An 811-nucleotide genomic window follows, 5' to 3' on the forward strand; every position below is an offset into this window, starting at 1 on the left:
TTGTGCTGCCGTTAGCCATTCGGCAAATCGTTAAGGTAAACGCAAGAGTTGGGCGTCTGCTCGACCGTTGTCATTTGACGATCTCAGGGATGTTCCTTTACAAATGCTCTCAAGCGCAGAGAGAAACGATAGCTCGAAAGCGTTGAGACAGCACTATAGAGAGCCTTTACTTCAGGCTCGGCATGACGCCGTTCTATTTTACCGGTTCAAGCCCGGATGCATGTGAACAGCGGATCGAACTCTCTCGAGGCATGATGCCACTCCGCTGGGTCGGTTAGATTCCGACATTCCCTGAACAATCCTCATCATTCAAGGAACACACACATGTCTTCGATCCTCACCAATGCCTCCGCTCTGACCGCCCTGCGCAACCTCGCCAACACGCAGAGCTCCCTGAGCAAGACCCAGAGCCAGATCTCCACCGGCCTTAAGGTGGCATCCGCGTCCGACAACACCACCAACTGGTCGGTGTCGACGCAGATGAAGACCGACAACAGCGTGATCAAGACCGTCAAGGACACGCTGAAGCAGAACAGCGATCTGGTGAACACGGCCTCCTCGGCCATCGACAACCTGGTTTCCTCCATCGAGAAGATCAAGGTCGAGCTGGCCAAGGCCAAGGACGTGAAGGACGGCAACTACGCTGCCATCAACACTTCGCTGGCCAAGATCGGCGCCGAGATCAACGGCGTTCTGGGCAATGCCGCTCTCAACGGCGTGAACCTCCTCGACGGCTCGCTGACGGACATGGACACCGGCACTACCGGCAATCAGGTCACGATGGTCTCGGGTTGGGCCGGCGGTACGACTG

The 811-nt window shown here is 56.6% G+C and carries 1 protein-coding gene; it reads left to right on the top strand.

Translation table 11 applies throughout. The annotated features are described in order from the left end of the window. Positions 1–324 precede the first annotated feature (324 nt). The coding region (locus OCW50_RS33090) for a flagellin (protein ID WP_373371548.1) at positions 325–811 on the top strand (487 nt) is incomplete at its 3' end.

The organism is Microvirga sesbaniae, from assembly GCF_025460805.1.
Lineage (GTDB): Bacteria > Pseudomonadota > Alphaproteobacteria > Rhizobiales > Beijerinckiaceae > Microvirga > Microvirga sesbaniae.